The 21,488-nt window shown below is 68.2% G+C and carries 21 protein-coding genes and 1 pseudogene; 13 read left to right on the top strand and 9 right to left on the bottom strand.

Annotated features, from left to right (window positions below):
* Positions 1-493: 493 nt before the first annotated feature.
* Positions 494-1,252 (top strand): TSUP family transporter, encoded by a 759-nt coding sequence (locus QUV35_RS05305; RefSeq protein WP_300871405.1) that lies wholly within the window; start codon positions 494-496, stop codon positions 1,250-1,252.
* A gap of 78 nt (positions 1,253-1,330) precedes the next feature.
* On the opposite strand, the gene mrdA is transcribed toward QUV35_RS05305, so the two are convergent.
* From mrdA to QUV35_RS05285, 4 genes are read right to left on the bottom strand one after another with little or no spacing between them, the layout of a single operon-like run.
* The gene (mrdA, locus tag QUV35_RS05300; protein WP_300871403.1) at positions 1,331-3,316 is read right to left on the bottom strand and encodes a penicillin-binding protein 2; all 1,986 of its coding nucleotides are present in this window, start codon (positions 3,314-3,316) and stop codon (positions 1,331-1,333) included.
* A 2-nt stretch (positions 3,317-3,318) separates the two neighbouring features.
* Complete coding sequence (gene mreD / locus QUV35_RS05295) at positions 3,319-3,849, bottom strand: rod shape-determining protein MreD (protein ID WP_300871402.1); 531 nt, start codon at positions 3,847-3,849, stop codon at positions 3,319-3,321.
* Positions 3,846-4,784 carry a rod shape-determining protein MreC gene (mreC, locus tag QUV35_RS05290; RefSeq protein WP_300871401.1) on the bottom strand — a complete coding sequence of 313 codons (939 nt, stop codon included), beginning with the start codon at positions 4,782-4,784 and terminating at the stop codon, positions 3,846-3,848. Before mreC ends, mreD begins: the two co-directional genes overlap by 4 nt.
* A gap of 57 nt (positions 4,785-4,841) precedes the next feature.
* Positions 4,842-5,885 (bottom strand): rod shape-determining protein, encoded by a 1,044-nt coding sequence (locus QUV35_RS05285; protein WP_056264671.1) that lies wholly within the window; start codon positions 5,883-5,885, stop codon positions 4,842-4,844.
* A 295-nt stretch (positions 5,886-6,180) separates the two neighbouring features.
* On the opposite strand from QUV35_RS05285, the gene gatC reads away from it, so the two are divergent.
* Genes gatC through gatB form a run of 3 tightly spaced genes read left to right on the top strand, consistent with a single transcriptional unit; the run spans position 6,181 to position 9,427 of the window.
* Entirely contained in the window at positions 6,181-6,480 is a 300-nt protein-coding gene (gene gatC / locus QUV35_RS05280; protein ID WP_300871400.1) for an Asp-tRNA(Asn)/Glu-tRNA(Gln) amidotransferase subunit GatC, read from the top strand.
* Positions 6,477-7,967 carry an Asp-tRNA(Asn)/Glu-tRNA(Gln) amidotransferase subunit GatA gene (gene gatA, locus QUV35_RS05275; RefSeq protein ID WP_300871399.1) on the top strand — a complete coding sequence of 497 codons (1,491 nt, stop codon included), beginning with the start codon at positions 6,477-6,479 and terminating at the stop codon, positions 7,965-7,967. The genes gatC and gatA overlap by 4 nt, the downstream gene beginning before the upstream one ends.
* An 11-nt stretch (positions 7,968-7,978) precedes the next feature.
* Positions 7,979-9,427: an Asp-tRNA(Asn)/Glu-tRNA(Gln) amidotransferase subunit GatB gene (gene gatB / locus QUV35_RS05270; protein WP_300871528.1), complete on the top strand. Its 1,449-nt coding sequence runs from the start codon at positions 7,979-7,981 to the stop codon at positions 9,425-9,427.
* Positions 9,428-9,454: 27 nt separating this feature from the next.
* Here gatB and QUV35_RS05265 read toward each other — a convergent pair whose 3' ends face one another.
* Together QUV35_RS05265 and pyrE are read right to left on the bottom strand one after the other, a co-directional pair.
* Positions 9,455-10,147, bottom strand: coding sequence for a DUF4124 domain-containing protein (locus QUV35_RS05265; RefSeq protein WP_300871398.1), 693 nt, complete (start codon positions 10,145-10,147; stop codon positions 9,455-9,457).
* Positions 10,148-10,158: 11 nt separating this feature from the next.
* Complete coding sequence (gene pyrE, locus QUV35_RS05260; protein WP_300871397.1) at positions 10,159-10,875, bottom strand: orotate phosphoribosyltransferase; 717 nt, start codon at positions 10,873-10,875, stop codon at positions 10,159-10,161.
* Between pyrE and QUV35_RS05255 the strand changes: the two genes are divergently transcribed.
* From QUV35_RS05255 to QUV35_RS05245, 3 genes are all read left to right on the top strand, one after another.
* Entirely contained in the window at positions 10,874-11,677 is an 804-nt protein-coding gene (locus tag QUV35_RS05255; protein ID WP_300871395.1) for an exodeoxyribonuclease III, read from the top strand. The genes pyrE and QUV35_RS05255 overlap by 2 nt on opposite strands.
* A 22-nt stretch (positions 11,678-11,699) precedes the next feature.
* Complete coding sequence (locus tag QUV35_RS05250; RefSeq protein WP_300871393.1) at positions 11,700-12,704, top strand: HDOD domain-containing protein; 1,005 nt, start codon at positions 11,700-11,702, stop codon at positions 12,702-12,704.
* A gap of 63 nt (positions 12,705-12,767) precedes the next feature.
* Positions 12,768-13,406: an MBL fold metallo-hydrolase gene (locus QUV35_RS05245; protein ID WP_300871392.1), complete on the top strand. Its 639-nt coding sequence runs from the start codon at positions 12,768-12,770 to the stop codon at positions 13,404-13,406.
* Between the two features lie 10 nt (positions 13,407-13,416).
* On the opposite strand, the gene dprA is transcribed toward QUV35_RS05245, so the two are convergent.
* Positions 13,417-14,520, bottom strand: a complete 1,104-nt coding sequence (dprA, locus tag QUV35_RS05240; RefSeq protein WP_300871391.1) for a DNA-processing protein DprA — start codon at positions 14,518-14,520, stop codon at positions 13,417-13,419.
* A gap of 6 nt (positions 14,521-14,526) precedes the next feature.
* Positions 14,527-15,777 carry a LysM peptidoglycan-binding domain-containing protein gene (locus QUV35_RS05235; protein WP_300871390.1) on the bottom strand — a complete coding sequence of 417 codons (1,251 nt, stop codon included), beginning with the start codon at positions 15,775-15,777 and terminating at the stop codon, positions 14,527-14,529.
* 274 nt (positions 15,778-16,051) lie between these two features.
* On the opposite strand from QUV35_RS05235, the gene def reads away from it, so the two are divergent.
* From def to QUV35_RS05215, 4 genes are read left to right on the top strand one after another with little or no spacing between them, the layout of a single operon-like run.
* Complete coding sequence (def, locus tag QUV35_RS05230) at positions 16,052-16,573, top strand: peptide deformylase (RefSeq protein WP_300871389.1); 522 nt, start codon at positions 16,052-16,054, stop codon at positions 16,571-16,573.
* A gap of 28 nt (positions 16,574-16,601) precedes the next feature.
* Positions 16,602-17,585: a methionyl-tRNA formyltransferase gene (gene fmt / locus QUV35_RS05225; RefSeq protein ID WP_300871388.1), complete on the top strand. Its 984-nt coding sequence runs from the start codon at positions 16,602-16,604 to the stop codon at positions 17,583-17,585.
* Positions 17,585-18,328: an AzlC family ABC transporter permease gene (locus QUV35_RS05220; protein WP_300871386.1), complete on the top strand. Its 744-nt coding sequence runs from the start codon at positions 17,585-17,587 to the stop codon at positions 18,326-18,328. The genes fmt and QUV35_RS05220 overlap by 1 nt, the downstream gene beginning before the upstream one ends.
* Positions 18,321-18,656, top strand: coding sequence for an AzlD domain-containing protein (locus QUV35_RS05215; protein ID WP_300871527.1), 336 nt, complete (start codon positions 18,321-18,323; stop codon positions 18,654-18,656). Before QUV35_RS05220 ends, QUV35_RS05215 begins: the two co-directional genes overlap by 8 nt.
* Before the next feature lie 33 nt (positions 18,657-18,689).
* Here QUV35_RS05215 and QUV35_RS05210 read toward each other — a convergent pair.
* Positions 18,690-19,163 (bottom strand): annotated as a pseudogene (locus QUV35_RS05210) (phosphatase PAP2 family protein); the annotation flags it as partial.
* A gap of 269 nt (positions 19,164-19,432) precedes the next feature.
* Here QUV35_RS05210 and QUV35_RS05205 point away from each other — a divergent pair.
* Both QUV35_RS05205 and QUV35_RS05200 read left to right on the top strand, forming a co-directional pair.
* Positions 19,433-20,137 carry a response regulator transcription factor gene (locus tag QUV35_RS05205; protein WP_300871384.1) on the top strand — a complete coding sequence of 235 codons (705 nt, stop codon included), beginning with the start codon at positions 19,433-19,435 and terminating at the stop codon, positions 20,135-20,137.
* The gene (locus tag QUV35_RS05200; RefSeq protein WP_300871383.1) at positions 20,134-21,486 is read left to right on the top strand and encodes a HAMP domain-containing sensor histidine kinase; all 1,353 of its coding nucleotides are present in this window, start codon (positions 20,134-20,136) and stop codon (positions 21,484-21,486) included. The genes QUV35_RS05205 and QUV35_RS05200 overlap by 4 nt, the downstream gene beginning before the upstream one ends.
* Positions 21,487-21,488 lie beyond the last annotated feature (2 nt).

Genomic DNA, 21,488 nt, shown 5'->3' with positions numbered 1-21,488 from the left:
AAAACGGCGCGGGGGGAAACAAAGTTTCTCGGTTCCTGGGGTTGACGAATGACGGCTGCGACACGTTTGTGGTGCATTTTGTTACCTGTTTCCAACGACAGCGGGGCCGACGCATAAGCTGTGCCAAGGGTTGTCCCGGCCAAGGGAAAGCCCGAGTGCACAGCGCTGGTGCGAGCCGATACAGTGCATGCACTCGCTCAAGCGCACTGCGCTGGTGACCGCGGGGGACCGAGGAGACAACCCAGTCCATCCAGAAAAACGGCTTTCAGCGTCCCCAGAGATGCCCAATTCCTCAAACCGACCCATGTGGGTCGGTTTTTTTTCGCCCTCACACATTGCACTGGCGACACAGGGCCAGCCCCCTCGGGGGCAGCGGGGCAGCGTGGGGGCGACGGACCGGCCCAGCCGCCGGGCCGCCCCAAGGCCGGGCCCAGCCCCCGCGGGGGGCAGCGGACCTCGCGCAGCGGGGGAGCGTGGGGGCGACAATCCCTTCATGGAACTGTTGCTCGTCTCGCTGGCTTCGCTGTTTGCCGGCTTTGTGGATTCGATCGTGGGCGGCGGCGGCCTCATCCTGGTGCCCGCGCTGTTCGCCATGTTCCCCGCCACCCACCCCGCCACGCTGTTCGGCGTGGCCAAGGGCGCGGGGGTGTGGGGCACGGCAGCGGCCACCCTGCAATACGCCCGGCGCGTCGACATGCCCTGGCGCGCCCTGCTGCCTGCGGCGGCAGTGGGGTTTGGGGGCTCGATGGCCGGCGCCTGGACCGTGACCGTGATTTCGCCCGACTTCCTGCGTCGTGCGCTGCCGCTGGTGCTGGCCGTTGTGTTGGTCTACACGCTGGCGCGCAAGGAACTCGGGCGTCACCACGCACCGCGCTTCAGTGGTCGGCAAGAAACCGCCGCCGCCTGCCTGCTGGGCGCCACCATCGGTTTTTACGACGGCTTCTTCGGCCCCGGCACCGGCAGCTTCTTCGTGTTTCTGTTCGTTCGCTGGCTGGGCTACGACTTCCTGCACGCCAGCGCCAGCGCCAAGCTCATCAACACCGCCACCAACCTGGCCGCCTTGACGGTGTTTGCCTGGAAGGGCCACATCTGGTGGCATTTCGTCCTGGCCATGGGCTTTGCCAACGTGGTGGGCAGTCTGCTCGGCACGCGCCTGGCGCTCAAGCACGGCAGCGGCTTCGTGCGCATCGCCTTCATCGTGGTGGTGTCGGCCCTGATTCTGAAAACCACCTTCGACGCCTGGATCCGCTAGAGGTGCCTTCCGGCACGAAATGCCTCGAACCAGAACGCCGCGGAACGGGCTTGGCCAGGCCGCAGGCCTTGCCCCCTTTCAGGGAGTGGCGCGAAGCGGCGCGGGGGTGGCCCCTGTTTCTGGCGGCCAGGGCATCTCGCTGGCCTTGAGTGGCGTGCCGATGGGCGCCGAGGCCTGCCCCACGCTCACGGCTGCGAGGTCTTGCGGGTTGGGGTACTGGTCGAGCAGCAGGTAGTCAAAGACGCGCCGGGCAATGGGGGCGGCGGCCGCTGCGCCAAAGCCCGCGTTCTCCACCACCACGGCAATGGCCACGCGCGGCTGGTCGATCGGAGCGAAGGCCACGTACAGCGCGTGGTCGCGCTGGTGCTCTTCGAGCTTGCGGGCGTCGTAGCGGTCGCGCTGCCCGATGGTGACGGCCTGCGCTGTGCCGGTCTTGCCGCCGCTGGCATAGCTGGCGCCGGCAAACACGCGCGTGGAGGTGCCCTCGGTGGTCACCGCCTGCATGGCCTCCAGCACGGTGCGCACGTGCGCGGGTTTGTAGCCCAGGTTGACCGCCGGCGGTGTGGGCAGCGGGCTGCGCTCGCGGGTGATGGCATTTTCCGTCGCCATGGTCAGGTGGGGCGCGTGTTTCACGCCGCCATTGGCCAGCGTGGCCATGGCGTGGGCGAGTTGCAGCATGGTGAAGCTGTTGTAGCCCTGGCCGATGCCCAGCGAAATCGTCTCGCCGGGGTACCAGCGTTGCTGGTCCGGTCGCTTGTAGTTGTTGCGCTTCCAGGCCTGGCTGGGCAGCACGCCGCGCACCTCGCCGCGCAGGTCGATGCCGGTGATCTGACCGAAACCCAGCGGCTTCATGAAGTCGTGCATGGTGTCCACGCCCATCTCGTTGGCCAGCGAGTAGTAGTAGGTGTTGCTCGATTTCACGATGCTGCGCTTCATGTCCACCGCACCCAGGCCGCTGTCGCCGTGGCTGCGGAAGCGGTGGCTGCCGAACATCCAGAACCCGGGGTCGTTGATCACCGTCTGCGCCGTTCGGGCACCGGTTTCCAGCGCCGCCAGCGCCATGAAAGGCTTGTAGGTGGAGCCGGGGGGGTAGGTGCCGCGCAGGGCGCGGTTGAGCAGGGGCTTGTCCAGCGATTCGTTGAGTGCGCGCCAGTTGTCCACGTCGATGCCCTCGACGAACAGGTTGGGGTCGAAGGTGGGCTTGCTCACGAAGGCCAGCACCTCGCCGGTCCGCGGATCGATCGCCACCAGCGCGCCGCGCCGCTCGCCGAACATGTCCTCGATGAGCTTTTGCAATTGAATGTCGATCGACAACACCACGGTGTCACCCGGCGTTGCCGGCGTGTTGGCCAGCGAACGCACCGCCCGGCCACCGGCCGAGGTTTCCACCCGCTCGAAGCCGGTGGCCCCGTGCAGGGTCTGCTCCAGGCTCTGCTCGGCGCCGAGCTTGCCGATGTACTCGGTGCCGCGGTAGTTGGCCTGGTCTTCTTCAGCCCAGTCGGCGATCGACTCCTTCTCGCGCTGGTTGATGCGCCCGATGTAGCCGATCACGTGGCTGGCGGTCTCGCCGTTGGGGTACTGGCGCAGCAGGCGGGCACGCACCTCCACGCCGGGGAAGCGGTAGCGCTGCACGGTGAAGCGCGCCACCTCTTCATCGCTCAGGCGGGTGCGGATGGGCAGGGAGTCGAAGCTGTGGGATTCCTCGCGCAGCTTGCGAAACCGGCGCTGGTCGCGCGGGGTGATCTCCACCAGCTCACCCAGTGCGGCGATGGTGGCCTCGAGGTCGGGCACGCGCGAGGGGGTGATCTCCAGCGTGTAGGCCGAGTAGTTGGTGGCCAGCACACGGCCATTGCGGTCCACGATCTGGCCCCGGTTGGGCACCACCGGCAGCACCGCCGTTCGGTTGCTCTCCGCCTGCGCCAGCAAATCGTCGTGGCGCAGCACCTGCAGGTACACCATGCGCGCCGCCACCAGGCCGAACGCGAACACCACCACCAGCCCGATCACCAGCAAACGGGCGCGGAACTGGGCCAGGTCGGCTTCGACGTTTCGCAGTTCGGTCATGGCTACAGGGGACGGTTGTCGTCGGGGTTGGGAGCGCGCCGTTGCGGTGCGAGCAGCAACACGCTCACCACCGGCCACAGCATGGCTTCGAGCACCGGGGCGATGAAGTAGGTCAAACCCGGGAAGCTGCCACCCGAAGCCATGCGCACCAGCAACTCCAGCACGTGGGCCGCCACGAACAGCGGCAGCACCTGCACGGCCTGGTTGGGCACGCCGAACCAGAGCAGTCGGCGGTGCATGGAGATCGCCAGGAAACCGAGCACGGTGTACGCCAGTGCATGCTGGCCGAGCAAGGCACCCTGGTGCACGTCCATGGCCAGGCCGGAGAGAAACGCCACACCCACGCCGATGCGCAGCGGCTGGTGCACGCTCCAGAAGACCAGCGTCACCGCCAGCAGGTCGGGCACCCACGGCGAACGGCCCCACAGCCCCATGTTCAGCACCATGTTGAACATCAGCGCCAGCAGCAGGCTGAACCAGATGAAGGCGGGGTTGGCGGGCAGCAGCAGTTGCTGGCCGGGGCGCATGATCATGGCGCGCTGCTCCGGGCGCCGGGACGCTCGACCGCCACCGGGGCGCGCACGGCATTCGTCAGGGGCGACGTTGGCAGGGTGGCGCCGGCGGGCTCCAGCACCAGAACGTGCAGGGCGCCCTGCACCTGTGCCAGCGGCTCGGCCTCGATGCGCGAGAAGGACGACTCGGCCTGGCGCGCCACCAGCGTGACCCGGGCCACCGGCAACCCGGGCGGGTAAACACCGTCGACGCCGCTGGTGGTGAGCAGGTCGCCTTCGGCGATGTCGGCGCTGGCCAGGGTGTAGCGCAGCTCCATGCCATCGCCCTTGGTCGAGGGCTGGCCGTAGGCCACGCTGCGCACGCCCGTGCGCACGTTGAGCACCGGAATCGCCATGTCACGGTCGATCAGCAGGCTCACCTCGGACACCAGCGGGTACACGCGAATGACCTGGCCGAGCACGCCGCTTTCGTCGATCACGGGTGAGCCGGCCTGCACGCCCTGCGTCTGGCCGCGGTCGATCACGATCTTGCGCGAGTACGGATCGGCCGCGTCGTACAGAACCTGCGCGCCCATGGCCCTGGAGCCAGTGCGTTCGCGCATGGCGAGCAGGGCCCGCAGGCGCCGGTTTTCGAGCGCCATCTGCTCCAGCTGCAGGTTCCGGTCGGCCTGGGTCGCCAGGCGCTTGAGCGCCTCGCCCTCGCTGCGTTGCGCGCTGTGCAACGAGGTGAAATAGCCGCCCAGACCGGCCATGGCCTGCACCGGCTGCATCACCAGCCACTGCAACGGGTAAAGGGCGGTGGCAATGCCCGCCCGCACCGGACGCGCCACTTCAAAACGCAGGTCGGCCACCATGAGGAACAGCGCCAGCGCACTGAACACCACGAGCTTGGACAGGGCCGACGGCCCCTGCTTGAAGAAGGGGGGCGGAGTGCGGTCCAGGGTGCCCAGTGGCATGTCGCTCGGGGTGGGTCTGGCGGTGCGGGTGAGCGTGCGCCGGGGTGCGGCGCGCGCTTATTCGCTGGTGAAGATGGTGCCCAGGCGCTCCATGCGCTCCAGGGCCATGCCGCAACCGCGCACCACGCAGGTCAGCGGCTCTTCGGCCACCAGCACCGGCAGGCCGGTTTCTTCGGCCAGCAGGCGGTCGAGGTCGCGCAGCAGCGCGCCGCCGCCGGTGAGCATCATGCCGCGCTCGGCGATGTCGGCACCGAGCTCGGGTGGCGTGTGCTCCAGCGCCATCTTCACCGCCGTCACGATGTTGTTGAGCGGATCGGTGAGGGCTTCCAGGATCTCGTTGCTGGAGATGGTGAAGCTGCGCGGCACGCCCTCGGAGAGGTTGCGGCCCTTGACTTCCATTTCCTTGACTTCCGAGCCCGGGAAGGCCGAGCCGATCTGCTTCTTGATCGCCTCGGCCGTGGGTTCGCCGATCAGCATCCCGTAGTTGCGTCGGATGTAGGCAATGATGGCTTCGTCAAAACGGTCGCCACCGACACGCACGCTGCCCTTGTAGACCATGCCGCCCAGGCTGATGACACCCACCTCGGTGGTGCCGCCGCCGATGTCGACCACCATCGAGCCGGAGGCGTCGGACACCGGCAGGCCGGCTCCGATGGCCGCTGCCATGGGCTCTTCGATCAGGTAGACCTCGGAGGCGCCAGCGCCCAGGGCCGATTCACGGATCGCGCGGCGCTCCACCTGGGTGGAGCCGCAGGGCACGCAGATGATGATGCGCGGGCTCGGCTTGAACATCGAGCGCGGGTGCACCATCTTGATGAACTGCTTGAGCATCTGCTCGGTCACGGTGAAGTCGGCGATCACGCCGTCCTTCATCGGGCGGATGGCTTCGATGTTGCCGGGGACCTTGCCCAGCATGGCCTTGGCTTCGTGGCCCACCGCCTGGATGGTCTTCTTGCCCTGCGGCCCGCCTTCGTGACGGATCGACACCACCGAAGGTTCGTCGAGCACGATGCCCTTGTTGCGAACGTAGATGAGGGTGTTGGCGGTGCCGAGGTCGATGGCCAGGTCGGTCGAGAATTGCCGACGGAAAGCTTCAAACATGGTGGATGGATCCTGTGGGGCCGGGGCGTGGCATGGCGCGCTCCAGGCCGGAAGTGAGGCCGAATGCGGGACCTGGGATGGAGCCAGAAGGTGGGCCGGACATCGGTTCTAAGTGTTTGATTCCAAGGCAAAAACCGTGGCGGCACGGGGTCTGCCGTTAAACCTTGGATAATACCGTATCCCCTGTGCACAACTGCACGCAACGAGGCTCCATTTCTCGCATTTACACGGCGTTTCAGCGCCGTGGGCGGCTCGCGGAGCGCTGCAGATCCAACCTTCCGGAACCCACCTCGACATGTCCCTGACCCTGTCCGACATCGGCCGCATCGCCAACCTGGCACGCCTTGAGCTCACCGGGGCGCAAAGCGAGCGCATGCTGTCCCAACTCAATGGCTTCTTCGACACCGTGGCGCAGATGAACGCGGTGGACACCACCGGCGTGGAGCCGCTGGCCCATCCCACCGCCGTGATCGACCATGTCTCGCTGCGCCTGCGGCCCGATGTGGCGAGCGAACCCGACAACCGCGAAGCCAACCAGAAGAGTGCGCCCGCGGTCGAGCGCGGCCTGTTCCTCGTGCCCAAGGTGATCGAATGAAGCCGATTCACCAGATGGGCGTGGGCGAACTCGCCGCTGCCATCGCCAGCAAACAGACCAGCAGCGTCGAGGCCGCCCGCCATCTGCTGGAGCGCGCCCGGCAATTCGCCTCGCTCGGCGCCTACCTCGCCTTCAACGAAGACGCCACCCTGGCCCAGGCCCGCGCGGCCGATGCCCGCATCGCCGCCGGTGAGCGCACACCGCTGCTGGGCGTGCCGCTCGCGCACAAGGACATCTTCGTCACCCGTGATTTCCCCAGCACCGCCGGCTCGAAGATGCTCGCGGGCTACCAGAGTCCGTTCGACGCGACCGTGGTGCAGCGCCTGGCCGCGCAGGGCGCCGTCTCGCTGGGCAAGCTCAACTGCGACGAATTCGCCATGGGTTCGGGCAACGACAACTCGGCCTTCGGGCCGGTGCAGAACCCCTGGGACACGACCCGTGTGCCTGGTGGTTCCTCGGGCGGGTCGGCCGCTGCCGTGGCCGCGCGCCTGATGCCGGGCGCCACCGGCACCGACACCGGAGGCTCGATCCGCCAGCCCGCCAGTTTCACCGGCATCACCGGGATCAAGCCCACCTACGGTCGCTGCTCGCGCTACGGCATGGTGGCCTTTGCATCCAGCCTCGACCAGGCCGGTCCGATGGCGCGCAGCGCGGCCGATTGCGCCGTGTTGCTCACCGCCATGGCCGGTCCCGACATCGACCGCGATTCCACCAGCCTCGACCGCCCGGCCGAGGACTACACGCTGTCATTGGCCCAGCCCCGGGAAGGCGCCACCGCCGCACAACCGCTCAAGGGGCTGCGCATCGGACTGCCGCTTGAATTTTTCGGTGCCGGCTGTGCGCCCGATGTGCTGACCACCGTGCGCGCCGCGCTGGCCGAGTGCGAGAAGCTCGGCGCCACGCTGGTCGACATTTCGCTGCCGCGCACCGAACTGTCCATCCCGGTCTACTACATCATTGCGCCGGCAGAAGCGTCGAGCAACCTGAGCCGCTTCGACGGTGTGAAGTTCGGCCACCGCGCCGCGGCGTACAGCGACCTCAACGACATGTACAGGAAGACGCGCAGCGAGGCCTTTGGGACCGAGGTGCAGCGCCGCATCATGATCGGCACCTACGTGCTCAGCCACGGCTATTACGACGCCTACTACCTCAAGGCCCAGCAGATCCGCCGGCTCATCGCACAGGACTTCCAGGCCGCATTCGCGCAGTGCGACCTCATTGCCGGCCCGGTGGCGCCCACCGTGGCGTGGAAGATCGGCGAGAAAAGCGACGATCCGCTGGCCAACTACCTGGCCGACATCTACACCTTGTCCACCAGCCTGGCCGGGCTGCCCGGCATGAGCGTGCCGGCGGGTTTCGGCGCTGGCGGCATGCCGGTGGGCCTGCAACTGGTGGGCAATTACTTCCAGGAGGGCGAACTGCTGCAGACGGCACACGCCTTCCAGCAGGCGACCGACTGGCACACCCGTTCGCCCTCGGGCTTCTGACCATGAGCAACATGCACACATCCCTGCTGGTCCACGGCTACGAGGTCGTCATCGGCTTCGAGACCCACGCGCAACTGGCCACGAAGTCGAAGATCTTCAGCCGCGCACCGACCGCGTTTGGCGCCGAGCCCAACACACAGGCCTGCGCGGTGGACCTGGCCCTGCCCGGCACGCTGCCGGTGATGAACCAGGCTGCCGTCGAACTGGCCATTCGCCTGGGCCTCGCGCTGGGTTCACACATCGCCGAGCACAGCGTGTTTGCGCGCAAGAACTACTTCTACCCCGACCTGCCCAAGGGTTACCAGATCAGCCAGTTCGAGATTCCGGTGGTTCAGGGCGGCGAGGTGTCGTTCCTGCTGGGAGAGGAGAAGAAGACGGTGCGCCTGGTGCGCGCGCACCTGGAAGAAGACGCGGGCAAGAGCCTGCACGAAGATTTCATCGGACAGAGCGGCATCGACCTCAACCGCGCCGGCACGCCGCTGCTGGAGATCGTGACCGAGCCCGACATGCGCTCGAGCGCCGAGGCCGTGGCCTATGCGAAAGAGCTGCACCGAATCGTCACCTGGATCGGCATCTGTGACGGCAACATGCAGGAAGGCTCGTTCCGCTGCGACGCCAACGTGTCGGTGCGCAAGCCCGGCGCTGCGCTGGGCACGCGGCGCGAGATCAAGAACCTGAACTCGTTCAAGTTCATGCAGCAAGCCATCGACTACGAGGTGCGCTGGCAAATCGAGGAGATTGAAGACGGCCGCGCCATCCAGCAGGCCACCGTGCTGTTCGACCCCGACACGGGTGAAACGCGTGCCATGCGCACCAAGGAAGACGCGGCCGACTACCGCTACTTCCCCGACCCGGATCTGCCGCCACTGGTGATTGCGCGCGACTGGGTGGAGCAGGTGCGCGCCGGCATGCCCGAGCTGCCGCGCGCCATGGCCGCGCGCTTCGTGGCCGACCATGGCTTGTCGGAGTACGACGCCGTGACGCTCACGCAAAGCCCGGCCATGGCCGCCTGCTTCGAGACCGCCGCCAGGGCCAGCGGTCAGGCCAAACTGGTGAGCAACTGGATCATGGGCGAGCTGTCACGCCGGCTCAACGCCGACGAAGTGGACATCGCCTCGGCTCCCGTGAGTGCCACCCAGCTGGCTGCACTCGTTGTGCGCATCGCCGACGGAACCATCAGCAACAACGCCGCCAAACAGGTTTTTGATGCGCTGTGGACGGGCCAGGGCACGCAGGTCGATGCGGTCATCGAAGCCAAAGGCCTCAAGCAGATGAACGACACCGGCGCGCTGGAGATCCTCATCGACGAGGTGATGGCCGCCAATGCCGACAACGTGGCGCAGTTCCGTGCCGGCAAGGAAAAGGCCTTCAACGCGCTCGTGGGTCAGGTCATGAAGGCGAGCAAGGGCAAGGCCAACCCGCAGCAGGTCAACGATTTGCTGCGTCGGAAACTGCAGTGAAGGCCGGGCGGACGCCGGCGGGCGGCCTCAGCGTTTGAGCGTGGCGGCGTTGCCCGACGCCGCCGTGGGTGACCACAGCTGACGCAGCTTGCCCAGCTCTTCGTCAAACCGCTGGTTGATGCGCAGCTTCTCCTGGGCTTGTTCGTCCAGAAACCGCTTCTGCACCACCATCTGCTTCTCGCTGTCTTCCAGCTTGCGGCGCAACCACAGCGGTGCCTTGCCCGGATCGGACTGGTAGAACTCCATTTCGACGTCGACCTCCTTGCGCTGCTGCACCAGCGCCAGTTCGCGCTTGTTCACGGCCGCAATCACCTCGTCGATCTGGGCCAGGGCTTCGGCGCGCTCCTTGTCGTGCACAGCCTGGTTGGGGTATCGGATCAACAAGGCGCGCTCGCGTCGCTTTTCTTCGGCGGCGCGGGCCTTGACCTCGTTTTCGGCCCGCCGCTTTTCCTCCAGCCGGGCGCGTTCGTCGGCGGTGTAGCTCGGTGGCACCACCTGGCGCACGGTGCCGGAGTTGCCCAGCTTGTGCTGTTCGCGGTCAAGGCACTCCACGATCGGGCGGTCGGAGGTGATGCGCCGGCCCTTGCTGTCGATGCAGGTGTAGATGCCCTGGGCCTGCGCGCTCACCGTCGCCCAGCCGATGGCGCCCGCCAGCAGCGCGCGGGCAGCAGGCCGCGCAGCGCGAAGCAGGAACGGGGTCGACAGCAGGGCAACATTCATGGTGTGTGGCTTCAGTTCACACCGTAGCGCTGGCGGTAGGCCTGCACCCGCTGGCGGTGCGCATCGAGCTCCCCCCCGGTGTGGACGTTCAGATACTGCAGCAAATCGGCCAGGGTGGCAATTGCACAAACGTGCAGGCCGAGCTGGCGCTGCACATATTGAACGGCGCTGTGATCCACGTCGCGGACGGTGCCGTCCGGCCCGGTCTCGGTGGCTTTCTCCTGGCGGTCCAGCGCAATGGCCACGGCGTGCGGCGTGGCACCGGCGGCACGGATCAGGGCGATCGATTCGCGGGCGGCGGTGCCGGCAGACATCACGTCGTCCACGATCAGCACCCGGCCCTGCAGCGGTGCGCCCACCAGGGTGCCTCCTTCGCCGTGGTCCTTGGCTTCCTTGCGGTTGTAGGCAAAGGGCACGTTCCGGCCCAGGCGCGAGAGCTCGATGGCCAACGCCGCACCGAGGGGAATGCCTTTGTAGGCGGGGCCGAAGATCATGTCGAACTCGACGCCACTGGCGATCAGGGCCTTTGCATAGAATTGCGCCAGCCGCGCGAGCTTGGCGCCGTCGTCGAACAGGCCGGCGTTGAAGAAATAGGGCGAAAGACGACCCGCCTTGGTTTTGAATTCTCCGAAGCGCAACACGCCGGCATCCACGCAGAACTGCACAAATTCCTGCGCCAGCGCAGCGTCCGCAGCGCCCTCATGGGCTGCGCCTGTATCCAACACCATGGGGGTTTCCTTGTTCAAACTGACCAGCCTCAACCTCAACGGCATCCGTTCTGCCACCACCAAGGGGCTGGAGAGCTGGCTGGCCGCGCACCAGCCGGATTGTATTTGTGTGCAGGAGGTCAAGGCGCAGGAGTCCGATGTGAGCGGCCGCTTCGAGCGACTCGCCGGTCTGCAGGGCCACTTCCACTTTGCGCTGAAGAAAGGCTATTCGGGCGTGGGCGTGTACACGCGCCACGAGCCCAGCGACGTGCTCACCGGTTTCCGCTGCGAAGAGTTCGATGCCGAGGGTCGCTACACCGAACTGCGCTTCGACACACCCGCCCGCAAGCTCTCGCTGATCAGTGCCTACTTCCCCAGCGGTTCCTCGGGCCCCGAGCGGCAGGAGGCCAAGTACCGTTTTCTGGCGGCGTTTCACCCGCACCTGATGGCGCTCAGGGCCGAGCGCGAATTCATCCTGTGTGGCGACGTGAACATCGCCCACCAGCAAGCCGACCTCAAGAACTGGCGCAGCAACCAGAAAAACAGCGGCTTTCTGCCAGAGGAGCGCGCCTGGATGACCTCGCTGCTCACCGAGGGCGGTCTGGTGGATGTCTACCGGCGCCTGCAGCCCGACACCACCGACGCCTGCTACACATGGTGGAGCAACCGGGGACAGGCCTACGCCAACAACGTGGGCTGGCGGCTCGACTACCACCTGGCCACACCCGCGCTGGCGGCGCTGGCGAGGAGCGAGCACATTTACAAGGATGTGAAGTTCTCCGACCACGCGCCGATCACGATCGACTACGACCTGACCCTGTGACCCTCGCCCTGCGATCCACCCCATGAAAACCTGGTTGCTGCGTCTCTTCAACGGCCCGGCGCCGGCACTGGCGCCACCGGTCGAGGCGCCGACCGTGCCGATGGACCAGCGCCCGGCCGTCGAGGACTGGCAAAGCCGGCGCCGGATGCTCGACGATGCCCTGCTCGCCTGGATGACCCAGTGCGAGCCCGCCCCCTCGGGCTCACTGGGTGATGCTGAGCGCCAGGTGCTGCAACGCCTGACCGCCAGGGTGGCCGACACGGCCTCGCACGCCAGTTTGTTGCCACGGGCAGCCGGCGTGGTGCCGGCCCTGCTGGCCCGCCTGCGCTCGGAGAGCAGCTCGCTGCGCGAGCTGACCGAACACGTGTCCCGCGACCCGGCACTGGTGGCCGAGGTCGTGACCATGGCCAACAGCGCTTTCTACCGCCGCGAGCGGCCCGTGATGGAGCTGAGCCATTCCATCCAGATGCTGGGTGAGGGCGGGCTGCGCGCGGCCATTGCGCGCGTGGTGCTCAAGCCCATGCTCGATGGCCGCAGCGGTCCGCTGGTCAAGCGCAGCGCGCCGCGCCTGTGGCAGCACACCGAGTTCAAGACGCAGCTCGGCGCAGAAATCGCGCACAGCCAGGGCCGCGATCCTTTTGACGCCTACCTGCTGGCCCTGCTGCACGACATGGCCTGGACCGTGGTGCTGCGCGAACTCGACGATGTTGCCGGCTGGCACCTGAGCGCGCCCTTCGTGACCGAGCTCGGTCGCTGGCGCGACCGGCTGGCCGCCCTGATCGCCCAGCAATGGCGGCCCCACGGACCCTGGGTTCAGGCGGCGGTTGAACTGGCGCAACACGGGGTGGGCGCCGATTCGGGACCCGCCGTCCAGGATCTCTTTGCTGCGGACGAGCTCGCCTGGCTGCTCTGCAACCCGGATCGCGCCCGCGCACGCGCGCTGGCGGAACCCCTGCTGTTCGCGGCCCACCCGGCGGTGCGCGCCTGCTACGAAGACCTCGACCCCACCGCTGCTGCGCGCGACTGAGCCTTCGCCGTCGGCGAAAATCGGTGCACCGTGGCGCTGGCCACCTTTGTCCGACCGTGCACCATGCTCCGCTACCTCACCGTTCCCGTCACCGCATTTGCCCAGAACTGCTCCATCGTCTGGTGCGACGAGACGCTCGATGCTGCGGTCATCGATCCGGGAGGAGACCTCGACCGTTTGCTGGCCGAGGTGAAGCGGCTGGGACTGCACCTGAAGGCGATCTGGCTCACCCATGCCCATATCGACCACGCCGGGGGCACCGCCGATCTGGCCGAGCAACTGGGCCTGCCCATCATCGGTCCGCACCCGGGCGACCAGTTCTGGATCACCGGCCTGCCACAACAAGGCGCCATGTTCGGCTTTCCACCGGCGCGCACGTTCACGCCCACACGCTGGCTGGCCGATGGCGACACGGTGCAGATCGGACACAGTGTGCTGAACGTGCGCCACTGCCCCGGCCACACGCCGGGGCATGTGGTGTTCCATTCCGTGGAGGCCGGGCGCGCCTTTGTGGGCGATGTGCTGTTCGCCGGCAGCATCGGCCGCACCGACTTCCCGCAAGGCAACCACGCTCAGTTGATCAGCAGCATCAAGGAGCGCCTGTGGCCGATGGGCGATGACACGGTGTTCATTCCCGGTCATGGTCCGGAAAGCAGCTTTGGCGCCGAGCGGCGCCACAACCCGCACGTGCGCGACGCCTGAAACAACCGGTTCAGGCCTGACCCAGGCGCTGGAACAGGCCGCCGGGCAGGCGTGCAACGGCACCCTCGAGTTCCAGTGCCAGCAGACGGGCCTGCAGATGCGCCGTGTCCAGGCCGGTGCGTGCCTGCAGCGCGTCCAGGCCGACCGGATCAAAACCCAGCGCGTCCAGCAGGGCGTCGGCGTCACCCGGTTCGTCGTCGCCCGCCGGGGGCGGCTCGAACGCCCGCGGTTCCACCAGACGCAGGTCTTCCAGGATGTCCTGCGCCGACTCGACCAGCTTGGCGCCCTGGCGGATCAGGGCATGGCAGCCGCGCGACTGCGGCGCGTGGATCGACCCCGGGATGGCGAACACCTCGCGCCCCTGTTCGGCGGCCAGCCGCGCAGTGATCAGCGAGCCCGACTGCAGCGTGGCTTCGACCACCAGCGTGCCCTGCGACAGACCGGCGATCAGGCGGTTGCGCTGGGGAAAGTTGGCCGGCAAGGGCGGCGTGCCCGGCGGGTACTCGCTGACGATGGCACCCATCCCGGCGATGCGGTGGGCCAGCGACAGATGGCGCCGCGGGTAGACGCGGTCGAGCCCGGTCCCGACCACGGCGATGGTCGGCGCGCCGCCCTCGAGCGCACCCGCGTGCGCCGCGCCGTCCACACCCAGTGCAAGGCCGGACACAACGCACACGCCGGCCTCCCCCAGCGCGCGGGCGAACTGGTGGGCGTTGGCTTCGCCCTGCGGCGTGGGGTTTCGGCTGCCGACCATGGCCAGGCGGCGCGGGTGCGCGAGCACGTCGAGGTCACCCATCACGTACAGCAGCACCGGCGGATCGGCCATCTGCAACAGGTCGGGCGGGAAGCGGGCGTCGGCCAGTGTCAGCACATGGCGGTTGGTGCCCTCACGCAGCCAGGCGCTCACTTGATCGATCCGGGCGTAGAGGTCGGCGGGCACCTGCAGCAAAGCGTTGGCCGTGGCCGGACCCACCACGGTCTTCAGCGCGTCGGGCGATTGCTCGAAGATGGTTGGCGGCAGGCCGAAGGCTGCGAGCAGCTTGCGGGCCGTGTCCCTGCCCACCCCGGGCGTGAGCAGCAAGCGCAACCAGGCGGCCAGCTCCTGCCGCTGCATCGCGGATCAGGGGTTGACGAAGCGGTCCCCGACCTTCACGCCGTCGGTGATCTGCAGGATCAGGGCGTACGACACCTTGTCGAAAGTGCGGAAGACCATCATGAGGCCGTTGCGTTCGCCCGGCAGGCGCAACTGGGGCCGCGCGCTGTCGGTGGTGTCGGTGAAGAGGTTGCTCTCGCGCTGCAGGGCCAGCACATGACCGCGTTCGATGCCGTGCTCCCTGCCGCGGTTGATCGTGACGACCTGGTTCTGGCCGGCGAAGTTCACCGCGTTGCCATACACCGAGACGATCTGGCCGGTGTGGATGCCTTCCGGGGCGCGCGGCACGAAGTTGGTCAGCTCGCGCGGCGGCTCGGGCAGCATGCGGTCGCCGATGCGCATCTCTTCCTTGGCCGCCACGATGTCGATCGAGGCGGGCACCAGTTCGGTCACGGCCTGTCCGTCGGGGCCGGTGCCGGTGCGGGAGGTCTCACCCGTGACCACGCTGGCCTTGCCCACGTACTGGGCCTCGTAGCCCAGGATCTGACCGGTCGAGGGGTCCCGCAAGGGCGTGGCGTTGCGGAAGACGCGGTACTGGGAAGAGCGACCGTCGACCACAGTCAAGGGCTCGCCTTGCGGGCCGTCGATGTACTGGGCGCGGGCGTAGGCCCGGTCGCCGCGGCTGAGCAACACACGGTTTTCCTGGGTGGCGACGATGCGCGGAGCACGCGAGAACGTGGCTTCGTCAACGATCAGGGGCTCGGTGAGGAAGGCTTCGATGGCTTGCAGGTTGACCGGCGGAATCGCCGAGTCGCCCAGGCTTTCATAGCGGGTGCGCGGCGAGACGCGCACGGTTTCGGTGTCACCGCTGCCGGGTGGGCGGGTGCTCAGGCGGGCGCGGCCGTTGGACTTGTCCAGATAGAGCACCTGGCCCGGGTAGATGCGGTGCGGGTTCTTGATGTCGTCCAGGTTCATGCCCCAGAGCTCCGGCCAACGCCACGGCGTCTTGAGGAAGACGCCCGAGATGGCCCACAAGGTGTCGCCGCGCTTGATGGTGTAGCTGTCGGGCGCGTTGGGCGCGAGTTCCGACAGCGGCACACCGGTCTGGGCCACCTGGTTGGCGGTGGCTCGCTGGCCGGGTGTGATGGGAAAATTCTGCGCCGACGCACTGCCTGCGAGCGCCGCAGCGATCAGGGCAACGGCGCAAACCACCGGCCGAAGCGGGCGAGTGGGGCGCGTGGATGGAGCGTCGGCAGGCAAGCGGTTCTTCAATGGCATGTGGTGGCCCCTGGGGCGGCGATGGCCGGTTGCCAGCGCGCGTTTTCGGTAAACGTCTGCTGCCTTCCGGCGGCGCTCGTGTCTTGACAAATCGCATTTGATTTTGCGCCCAAGCCTTTGATTAGGCAATGTTTATGGCGAGGGGCATTCACGCGCCGTGGCAAAAGTGGCGAAAATGTCGCTACCGCTTTCCGCTCGTCCCCGGCTGGCCGCCAGCCGTCGCCCGAGTACATTGGGCGGTCCTTTGCAAGCCCTTCGATGGCCCCCGTTTTTCATGAACTCGCCCAACCTTCTGCCCATCCTTTGTTACCCCGACCCGCGACTGCATACCGTGGCCCGCCCGGTCAAGGTGGTGGACGAGCGCCTGCGCGCGCTGAGCCGGCAAATGCTCGACACCATGTACGACGCCCACGGCATCGGCCTGGCGGCCACCCAGGTGGACGTGCATGAACGCCTGATCGTGATCGACGTGAGCGAGACGCGCGACCAGCCCATGGTGCTGATCAACCCGGTGATCGAATGGGCCAGCCCGGAGACGCGCAAGGGCGAGGAAGGCTGCCTGTCTGTGCCCGGCATCTACGACGGTGTGGAGCGTTCGGTGGCCGTGCGCGTGCGCGCGCAGGACCTCGACGGTGCCGAGCGCCTGATCGAGGCCGAGGGCATGCTGGCCGTGTGCATCCAGCACGAGATGGACCACCTGATGGGCAAGGTCTTCGTCGAATACCTCTCGCCGCTCAAGCGCACCCGCATCAAGTCCAAGATGGTGAAAGCCCAGCGGGAAGCGATGAAGGCTTGAAGCCCGTCCCCCGTCCGGACTCTCCCACATGAAGCTCATCTTTGCCGGCACGCCGGAATTCGCCAGCGTGGCGCTGGCCCGTTTGCTGGCGGCAGGCTTCGACGTTGCGCTGGTGCTGACCCAGCCCGACCGGCCGGCCGGCCGCGGCATGAAGCTGCAGGCCTCCCCGGTCAAACAGCTGGCGCTGGCGCATCACATCGCCGTGGCCCAGCCACGCAGTCTGCGACTGGACGGCAAGTACCCCGATGACGCGATCGCCGCGCGCCAGGCCATCGAGGCGGCGCAGGCCGACGCGATGGTGGTGGCGGCCTACGGCCTGATCCTGCCGCCCTGGGTGCTCGATGTGCCGCGTCTGGGATGCCTGAACATCCACGCCTCGCTGTTGCCGCGCTGGCGCGGTGCGGCCCCGATCCACCGGGCGATCGAAGCGGGTGACAGCGACACCGGCGTGACCATCATGCAGATGGACGCCGGGCTGGACACCGGCGACATGCTGCTGGTGGAGCGCCTGCCGATCCGTGCCGACGACACCACCGGCAGCCTGCACGACCGCCTCGCGGTGCTCGGCGCGCGCCTGATCGTTGAAGCACTGGAGATCGCGGCCTGCGGCAGCCTGAGAGCGCAGAAGCAGCCGGACGCCGGCGTGACCTACGCGCACAAGATCGACAAGGCCGAAGCCGCGCTCGACTGGACAGCGCCGGCCGCGACACTGGCGCGACGGGTGCGCGCTTTCAACCCGTTTCCCGGCGCGGCCACTGGGCTGGCTGGTGAAGCCATCAAGGTGTGGTCGGCGCATGACGAGGACACCGCCGCAGCGGGTTCGGCACCCGGCGAGGTGCTGGCGGCAGACGCCGACGGCATTCGCGTGGCCACAGCTGCCGGCGTGCTGGTGATGACCGAGTTGCAGCGCGCCGGCGGCAAGCGCCTGCCGGTGGCGGATTTCCTGCGCGGCTTTCCCGTCGCGCGCGGCCAGGTGCTGGACGCGGCCCACCCCTTGAAGCCGGGCGCCTGATGTTCCACCGCCGCGACCACCGCGAACGCCCCGAGTACTGGGAAGGCGTGCGCGACCAGGTGTCGGTGGCCATGGGCATTGGCGCCTGGGGCCTGATGACCGGCGTGGCGATGGTGCAGTCGGGCCTGTCGCCGCTGGAGGCGGTGCTGATGACGCTGATCGTGTACGCCGGCAGCGCACAGCTCGCGGCCGTGCCCATGATCGCTGCCGGTGCGCCGCTGTGGGTGATTCTGGCGGCGGCGGTCTGCGTGAACCTGCGCTTCGTCGTGTTCTCGGCGCACCTGCGGCCCTACCTGATGCACCTGCCGCGCCACGAGCGCCTGATCAAGGGCTACATCACCGCCGACCTGAGCTACGTGTACTTCGCACGCCGCTACCCCCACCCGGGCGCCAACCCGGAAGAGCTCGCGCAGCAGCAGGCCTACCTCATGGGCAACTGTGCGGTGAACTACGTGGCCTGGATCGGCGCCAGCCTGGCCGGCATTGCCTTGACCAACGTGATTCCGGTGGCCTGGGGCCTGGGCTTTGCCGGCATCCTCGCGCTGCTGGGCGTGCTGTGCTCGCTGGCCTCGTCCAAGCTGCGCGTGGTCTCGGCCGGCGTGGCCGGCGCAGCGGCGGTGGCGGCCTGGGCGCTGCCGCTCAAGCTCAACATCCTGGTGGCGATCGCCAGCGCGGTGGCGATCTGCCTGGTGCTCGAAAAACTCAGGCCGGACGTGCCGGGAACGGGAGCGCACCGTGTTTGACCTCGATCCCTGGACGCTGCTGACCATCGTGCTGCTCGGCTGCATCACCGTGATCACGCGCGGCTTTTTCTTCATCTCCAGCAAGCCCTGGAGCCTGCCGCACTGGGCGCAGCGCGGCCTGCAGTACGCCCCCATCGCCGCGCTGGCGGCGGTGGTCGTGCCCGAAGTGGTGATGAGCGAAGGCGCTCTCATCACCACCTGGCAGGACGCCCGGCTGTACGCCGCCGCCGCCGGCATGGCCTGGTTTGTCTGGAAACGTGGCGTGCTGGGCACCATCGTCTGCGGCATGGCGGTCTACCTGCCGTTGCGCTTGCTGCTGGGCTGGTGACGGCGCGGGCCTGCGGCGGCGCAGCGTTTCTGCCATCCGCCAGCCGGCCAGGGACACGCCGGCGCAGATCAACAGGGTCCACAGCGTGTGGCTCGGAAAATGGGCACCGCGCACGGTCTGCACCGCGCCCGCCAGCAGCCCGATGAACAGGGCGGCGGCGAGCCAGCGCCGGCCCACCGCACGGCGGCGCGCCGCAGCGCCCGACGGCACCTGCAGCCAGGGCAGGCACAGGGCCACGAACGCAAAGCCGCTGGAGGCATGACCCCCCGGGAAGCAACGCCCCGGACCGCCGTCGGCCTGGCCCCAGGCCCAGTGCGACACATGCCCGGCGCCAGCGCCGAAGGCGCCGAGATCCCAGGGGCAACTCGTCAGGCTGGCGTTCTTGATCAGGTTGACCGCCAGCAGCGACAGGCTCACCAGCGCCAGGACGAGCCAGCGCTCGCGCCGCGGCACGCGCAGGCCAGGCCACAGGGCCCAGACGAACAACAACAGCCAGGCGCCGGTCATGGCCTGACGCAGTCCATCGTGCAGCACGGCCGACAGCCACCAGGCATCGCGCTGCGCAAATCCCTGCGACGTGCCGATCGCCTGCATCACGGGCATGTCCAGACCGGCTGCGTCCCACAGCAAGGTGAGGGCCAGCAGGCCGAACAGCCAGACAACAGGGCGGGAGCGGTGCATCGGGCAAATGTGACCCGCCCGGGTTAAGTGCGACTTAAGCCGCATCCCATAATCAGGCGCCCCCTCCAACAGCGGACACGACGTCCGATCCGACAATGCGCGCACTCGTGGTGGAAGACGACCCCGGCATCGCCAGCGGCCTGCAGGCCTCGCTCAAACAGGCGGGCTACGCGGTGGACGTGTGCGACACGCTGGAGGCGGCGTGGCACGTGCTGTCGGTGGAGCCGGTGGACGTGCTGGTGCTCGACCTCGGTCTGCCCGATGGCGACGGCCTCGACCTGCTCGCCCGGCTGCGCCGGCAGGCAGCGCCGGTGGCCGGACGCGCCGCCCTGCCCCGCAACGACCTGCCGGTGCTGATCATGACCGCGCGCGATGGCGTGAGCGACCGGGTGAGCGGTCTGGACAGCGGCGCCGACGACTACATCGTCAAACCCTTCGACGCCAGCGAACTGCTGGCACGCCTGCGCGCCATGCTGCGCCGCGCCAGCGGACGCAGCAGCCCGGTCATCACGCACGGCGACCTGGTGGTGGATCCCGCTGCCCACACCGTGCTGCGCGCGGGTGAACACATCCCGCTCGGGGGCAAGGAGTTCGCGCTGCTGATGGCGCTGCTGCAAGTCCACCCGCAGGTGTTGTCCAAGGCGCGGCTGGAGTCCTCGCTCTACGGTTTCGGCGAGGCGCTGGAGAGCAACGCCATCGAGGTGCACATCCACCACCTGCGGCGAAAGCTCGGCGAATCGCTCATCAAGACGGTGCGCGGCGTGGGCTACTTCATTCCGCAACAGGACCCGCCGGCATGACGGCGCGGCCCGCCCCTGCGCGCCTGCCCAGCCTGGGGCGCCACCTCTGGAGCTGGGTGGTCGGCGCCCTGCTGGTGGTGTGGACCACGCTGCTGCTGGTGGCCTGGTACACCGGCCACCACGAGGCCGACGAGATCACCGACGGGCAGCTCGAGGCGGTGGCGCGCCTGTGGCTCTCGGTCGAACCCGACCAGACCCTGTCCACGCCCGAGCCGATCGCCTCCAGCCGCACGCGGGCCTATGTGCAGGACGTGGCCGTGCTGCACTGGGTCGATGGCCAGTTGTTCACAGACACCCACAAGCTGGCCGGCAGCCTGGGCCTGAACGATCCGCCCGGGATGGGGTTCTCCAACCGGGTGCAGACCACCGGCAGCGCCGTGGTGCGCTGGCGGGTGTACACCGCCCCGGGCCAGGGTGAACACGCGGCCGACGTCGTCGCGGTCCTGATGGACATGGACCACCGGGTCGACCTGGGCCGCGACATGGCGCTCAAGCTCGCGCGCCCGGCCTTGCTGGTGCTGCCGCTGGTGGCGCTGCTGCTGTGGTGGGCGCTGCGCCGCGGGTTGAGTCCGCTGGTCCGTCTGTCACGCGATGTGGCCGCGCTCGACGGGTTGGGTGGTCAGCGACTGGACACGGCACACCGGTTTCACGAGTTTTCCAGCACCGTGCACGCGATCAACACGCTGGTGGATTCGCTGCAGACACAGGCACGGCGCGAGCGCGAGTTCGCGTCGGACGTGGCGCACGAGTTGCGCACCCCGCTGGCGGCAATCTCGTTGCAGGCCGGCGCTGCGCAGCACGAACCGTCGACCGAACGCCTGGCGCAGCTGGAATCGTCCGCGCTGAGAGCCGGACACATCCTGTCGCAGTTGCTGGAACTCGCGCGTGCGCAGCGCGACGGCTCGGCGCGTGAGGCCTGGAAAGACGTGTCGCTGGGCGACGTGGCCGCCGATCTGATCGCGTCCCATGCACAGGAGAGCCACGAGCGCGGCCACGAGTTGTCACTGGAACAGCCCGAGGCGCCGGTGGTGCTGCACCTGCAGCCCATGCTGCTGGAGCTCGCGCTGCGCAACCTGATCGAAAACGCCTTGCGCCACACCCCGGCAGGCACACAGGTGGTGGTGGAGGTCTGGCAGACCGGGGCTGAGTCCGGGGTCTCGGTCAGCGACGACGGCCAGCGCGCCGGCGCGCCGCCGCCCACGGAGGCGCAAAACACGTCGGGCCTGGGGCTGGGCTTGCGTCTGGTGCAGCGCATCGCCGAGCAACTGGGGGGCTCGCTGCAGCGGGACACCGGCCAGGCGCCGATGACCACGCGCTTCACCCTGCGCTGGACGCGCCCGCGGCCATAAGG

The sequence above is a fragment of the Hydrogenophaga sp. genome, from assembly GCF_030373225.1.
Classification (GTDB): Bacteria; Pseudomonadota; Gammaproteobacteria; order Burkholderiales; family Burkholderiaceae_C; genus Hydrogenophaga.
This window is presented reverse-complemented; position numbering and strand designations above follow the sequence as displayed.

Excerpts from the sequence above, each read along its gene's own strand:
- QUV35_RS05220 (WP_300871386.1), top strand. The coding sequence starts at position 17,585 with ATGTTCCACCGCCGCGACCACCGCGAACGCCCCGAGTACTGGGAAGGC.
- QUV35_RS05200 (WP_300871383.1), top strand. The coding sequence starts at position 20,134 with ATGACGGCGCGGCCCGCCCCTGCGCGCCTGCCCAGCCTGGGGCGCCAC.
- QUV35_RS05285 (WP_056264671.1), bottom strand. The coding sequence starts at position 5,885 with ATGTTTGAAGCTTTCCGTCGGCAATTCTCGACCGACCTGGCCATCGAC.
- mreC (WP_300871401.1), bottom strand. The coding sequence starts at position 4,784 with ATGCCACTGGGCACCCTGGACCGCACTCCGCCCCCCTTCTTCAAGCAG.
- gatA (WP_300871399.1), top strand. The coding sequence starts at position 6,477 with ATGAAGCCGATTCACCAGATGGGCGTGGGCGAACTCGCCGCTGCCATC.
- QUV35_RS05250 (WP_300871393.1), top strand. The coding sequence starts at position 11,700 with ATGAAAACCTGGTTGCTGCGTCTCTTCAACGGCCCGGCGCCGGCACTG.
- mreD (WP_300871402.1), bottom strand. The coding sequence starts at position 3,849 with ATGATCATGCGCCCCGGCCAGCAACTGCTGCTGCCCGCCAACCCCGCC.
- mrdA (WP_300871403.1), bottom strand. The coding sequence starts at position 3,316 with ATGACCGAACTGCGAAACGTCGAAGCCGACCTGGCCCAGTTCCGCGCC.
- QUV35_RS05245 (WP_300871392.1), top strand. The coding sequence starts at position 12,768 with ATGCTCCGCTACCTCACCGTTCCCGTCACCGCATTTGCCCAGAACTGC.
- pyrE (WP_300871397.1), bottom strand. The coding sequence starts at position 10,875 with ATGGTGTTGGATACAGGCGCAGCCCATGAGGGCGCTGCGGACGCTGCG.
- dprA (WP_300871391.1), bottom strand. The coding sequence starts at position 14,520 with ATGCAGCGGCAGGAGCTGGCCGCCTGGTTGCGCTTGCTGCTCACGCCC.
- QUV35_RS05205 (WP_300871384.1), top strand. The coding sequence starts at position 19,433 with ATGCGCGCACTCGTGGTGGAAGACGACCCCGGCATCGCCAGCGGCCTG.
- def (WP_300871389.1), top strand. The coding sequence starts at position 16,052 with ATGAACTCGCCCAACCTTCTGCCCATCCTTTGTTACCCCGACCCGCGA.
- QUV35_RS05235 (WP_300871390.1), bottom strand. The coding sequence starts at position 15,777 with ATGCCATTGAAGAACCGCTTGCCTGCCGACGCTCCATCCACGCGCCCC.
- fmt (WP_300871388.1), top strand. The coding sequence starts at position 16,602 with ATGAAGCTCATCTTTGCCGGCACGCCGGAATTCGCCAGCGTGGCGCTG.
- gatC (WP_300871400.1), top strand. The coding sequence starts at position 6,181 with ATGTCCCTGACCCTGTCCGACATCGGCCGCATCGCCAACCTGGCACGC.
- QUV35_RS05255 (WP_300871395.1), top strand. The coding sequence starts at position 10,874 with ATGGGGGTTTCCTTGTTCAAACTGACCAGCCTCAACCTCAACGGCATC.
- QUV35_RS05305 (WP_300871405.1), top strand. The coding sequence starts at position 494 with ATGGAACTGTTGCTCGTCTCGCTGGCTTCGCTGTTTGCCGGCTTTGTG.
- QUV35_RS05265 (WP_300871398.1), bottom strand. The coding sequence starts at position 10,147 with ATGAATGTTGCCCTGCTGTCGACCCCGTTCCTGCTTCGCGCTGCGCGG.
- gatB (WP_300871528.1), top strand. The coding sequence starts at position 7,979 with ATGCACACATCCCTGCTGGTCCACGGCTACGAGGTCGTCATCGGCTTC.